We start from the raw sequence: 3,204 nt of genomic DNA, 5'->3' as shown, positions 1-3,204 counted from the left end.
GCGCTGTACATGTCGTCGGCGTAGTCGATCGCATCGCCGAACACGCGGCGCGTGGTGTCGATGGCTTCGGGGTCGTAGCCTACGATTTCGGCACCGGCGTCGAGCAGTGTGCGAATGATAACGTGCGACGGTGCCTCGCGAATGTCGTCGGTGTTGGGCTTGAACGAAAGGCCCCAAATCGCCACCTTCTTCCCCGTTACGTCGCCATCGAAGTAGTCAATGACGCGCTCCGCGAGCAGTTCGCGCTGCTGGTCGTTCACCTGAAGCACCGAGTCCAGAATCTTAAAGTCGTAATCGTTCTGGCGCCCGGTGCGATGCAGCGCCTGCACATCCTTCGGAAAGCAACTGCCGCCGAATCCGATGCCCGCATACAGGAAGTGGCGCCCAATGCGATGATCTTTGCTGATGCCAAGGCGCACCTTATCAACGTTCGCCCCGACCTTCTCACACAGGTTCGCAATCTCATTCATGAACGAGATGCGCGTAGCCAGAATGGAGTTGGCCGCGTACTTGATCATCTCCGCAGAGCGCTCGTCGACGACCACAATGGGGTTGCCCTGCCGCACAAACGGCTCGTAGAGGCGCGTCATCATGTCGGCGGCCTTGTCGCTGGAGGTACCAATGACCACGCGGTCGGGCTTCAGGAAGTCGTCAACGGCCACGCCCTCGCGCAAGAACTCAGGGTTCGATACCACATCGAACTGCTCGCCGGCGTGCAGACCCGCCTCTTCCATCACGTTCTGCACGCGGTCGGCGGTACCGACCGGCACCGTGCTCTTGTTGATGATGAGGCGGTAGCGGTCATCGTCTTCGGCCTTGATGAGATCGGCAATGTCGCCAGCTGCTTGCAGCACGTACGAGAGGTCGGCCGAGCCGTCTTCGCCGGGAGGCGTGGGCAGCGCCAGGAAGATGAGTTCGGCATGGGCCACGCCTTCGGCCAGGTCGGTGGTGAAGGTGAGGCGGCCCTCCGAGGTGTTGCGGTTAAAGTAGTGCTCCAGGTCGGGCTCGTAGATCGGAAGCTGCCCGTTCTTGAGCTGGTCGACTTTGTTCTCGTCAATGTCAACGCACACAACGCGGTTGCCCATCTCGGCAAAACACGTTCCCGACACCAGGCCTACATAGCCGGTGCCAATCATGGCAATGTTCATAGTTCAACAGTTGGTATCAATTCGAAAAAGGATGGCACGCATGCTGCACCGTCCAGGCGATCACACAGTACGCGATTCACGCAGCCCTTGCATGGACTACTGGCGCTATGCGTCTGGGTGCATTGGTGCTATCTGCTATAGCGGTTTGGCGCATCGCCACTGCAACGCGGCCACGCCCTGATGCGAACGGGGACCTGCGGTAGAGAGTCGAAGCCAACATGCAGCAGAGACGCTTGCAGATTCGATTTCTTGTTCTATATTGCGGGCGTATAATGTGTCCCACATCTTCAGTAGCATTCTGACTCCAATCTGCACGATACAACGGGCAAGTGCAATGGCACAATGGTAGAACACGCGCAACATCACGCGATAGATGAGACATAGATGCGTATTTGTGCAATTTTCGCTTCGCGTTTCGCATCAGGAGTCGCATCGCATCAGCGTAGCCACACGTTCCGGTAGCACTTGTCCGGCCCCGTCATGTATATTGGATGCCGCACATTGTTCATCCCCTCGTACCGATTTCGGCCTCCGGCATGTCCGCGCCTGCCCCCATTCCGCTCTCGCAACCGAGCCTCACCGCGCACGAGCGCGAAGCCGTGGCCTCCGTCATGCAGTCTACGCGCCTGTCGATGGGCCCGGCACTGGAGCGCTTCGAAGAACAGATGGCCGAGCACTGCGGCGTGGATCATGCCGTGGGCGTAAGCAGTGGCACGGCGGCGCTGCACTGCATTGTGCGGGCGCTCGACCTGCCCGAGGGCGGCACGGTCATCACCACGCCGTACAGTTTTGTGGCGTCCTCGAACGTGCTCCTCTTTGAAGACCTCGTGCCGCGCTTTGTAGACATCGATCCCGCCACGTATAACATCGATCCGGCACGCGTGGAAGCTGCTATCACACCCGACACATGCGCGATCCTTGCGGTGGACGTGTTTGGCCGCCCGGCCCCGTGGCCCCGCTTGCGCAAAATCGCTGATGCGCACGACCTCGCGCTCATTGCAGACTCCTGCGAGGCGCTGGGCGCATCCCGCTGTGGCACACCGGTTGGCAGCTGGGGGGATGCGGCAGGCTTTGGCTTCTATCCGAACAAACAGATTACAACGGGCGAGGGCGGCTGCATCACGACCAACAACGCCGCGCTGGCGGAAACCTGCCGCTCGCTTCGTAACCAGGGGCGCGCCACGCGTGGACGGATGCGCCATGTGCGCCTGGGCTACAACTATCGCCTCAGCGAACTGAACGCGGCCCTGGGCGCGGCCCAGCTCGACCGCCTCGATGCCATCTTAAAGGCACGCACCCGCGCATCCACCCGGTACCACGATGCGCTGGCTCCTCTTACCGACACGCTCCGGCGCCCCCCACAGACACTGCCAGACGCTGAGCGCAGCTGGTTCGTGTATGTCATCGAACTCCGCCCGCCGTGGATCCGCACGCACCGCGATGCGCTCTGCGATGCGCTCCGGGCCGACGGCATTGGCTGCGCGCCCTACTTCCCGGCCATCCACCTGCAGCCGTTCTACCGTGAGCGCTTCGGATTTCGAGAAGACGCGTTTCCGCACTGCGAATCGGTGGCGGCGCGAACGCTGGCGCTTCCGTTCTTTGCAGAGATCACTGAGACACAAATCTGTCGTGTGGTGGATGCGTTGCATACCCACCTGCCGACATGCGCGCCTGAATCCAACAGAATGCCGCTTTCTACCTCATGAATTACGCCACCTGTAAGTCAATTGCTGAACGCATCCTGGCTACCGGGGCGCTGCTGGGCCTGAGCCCGCTGCTGGCACTGGTTGCAGGCACTATTGCTCTGCTCGATGGCCGTCCGGTCCTCTTCACGCAGCAGCGTGCCGGACAGCACGGCAAGCCCTTCCGCATCTACAAGTTTCGCACGCTCCGCCTCGGTCCCAAAGACCCGGAGCGACCCAGCGCGCACTGCACCCGCACCGGTGGCTTTTTACGGCGCTGGGCGCTGGACGAACTGCCGCAGCTGTGGAATATTGTGCGGGGCGACATGAGCTTCATCGGCCCACGTCCCACGCTGCTCGACCAGGTTCGCCGC

General features: G+C 61.4%; 3 protein-coding genes. 2 read left to right on the top strand and 1 reads right to left on the bottom strand.

Annotated features, from left to right (window positions below):
• Positions 1–1,148 (bottom strand): UDP-glucose dehydrogenase family protein (locus tag R6U20_RS05835; RefSeq protein ID WP_410336926.1); only part of this gene is annotated, 1,148 nt, incomplete at its 3' end.
• A gap of 536 nt (positions 1,149–1,684) precedes the next feature.
• Here R6U20_RS05835 and R6U20_RS05830 point away from each other — a divergent pair.
• Both R6U20_RS05830 and R6U20_RS05825 read left to right on the top strand, forming a co-directional pair.
• Positions 1,685–2,854, top strand: a complete 1,170-nt coding sequence (locus R6U20_RS05830; protein ID WP_410336925.1) for a DegT/DnrJ/EryC1/StrS family aminotransferase — start codon at positions 1,685–1,687, stop codon at positions 2,852–2,854.
• Positions 2,851–3,204: sugar transferase (locus R6U20_RS05825; protein ID WP_410336924.1), on the top strand; the 354-nt coding region annotated here is incomplete at its 3' end. The genes R6U20_RS05830 and R6U20_RS05825, both read left to right, overlap by 4 nt.

It is taken from the genome of Longimonas sp., assembly GCF_046498435.1.
In the GTDB taxonomy this organism is placed as follows: Bacteria; Bacteroidota; Rhodothermia; order Rhodothermales; family Salinibacteraceae; genus Longimonas.
This window is presented reverse-complemented; position numbering and strand designations above follow the sequence as displayed.

Excerpts from the sequence above, each read along its gene's own strand:
- R6U20_RS05830 (WP_410336925.1), top strand. The coding sequence starts at position 1,685 with ATGTCCGCGCCTGCCCCCATTCCGCTCTCGCAACCGAGCCTCACCGCG.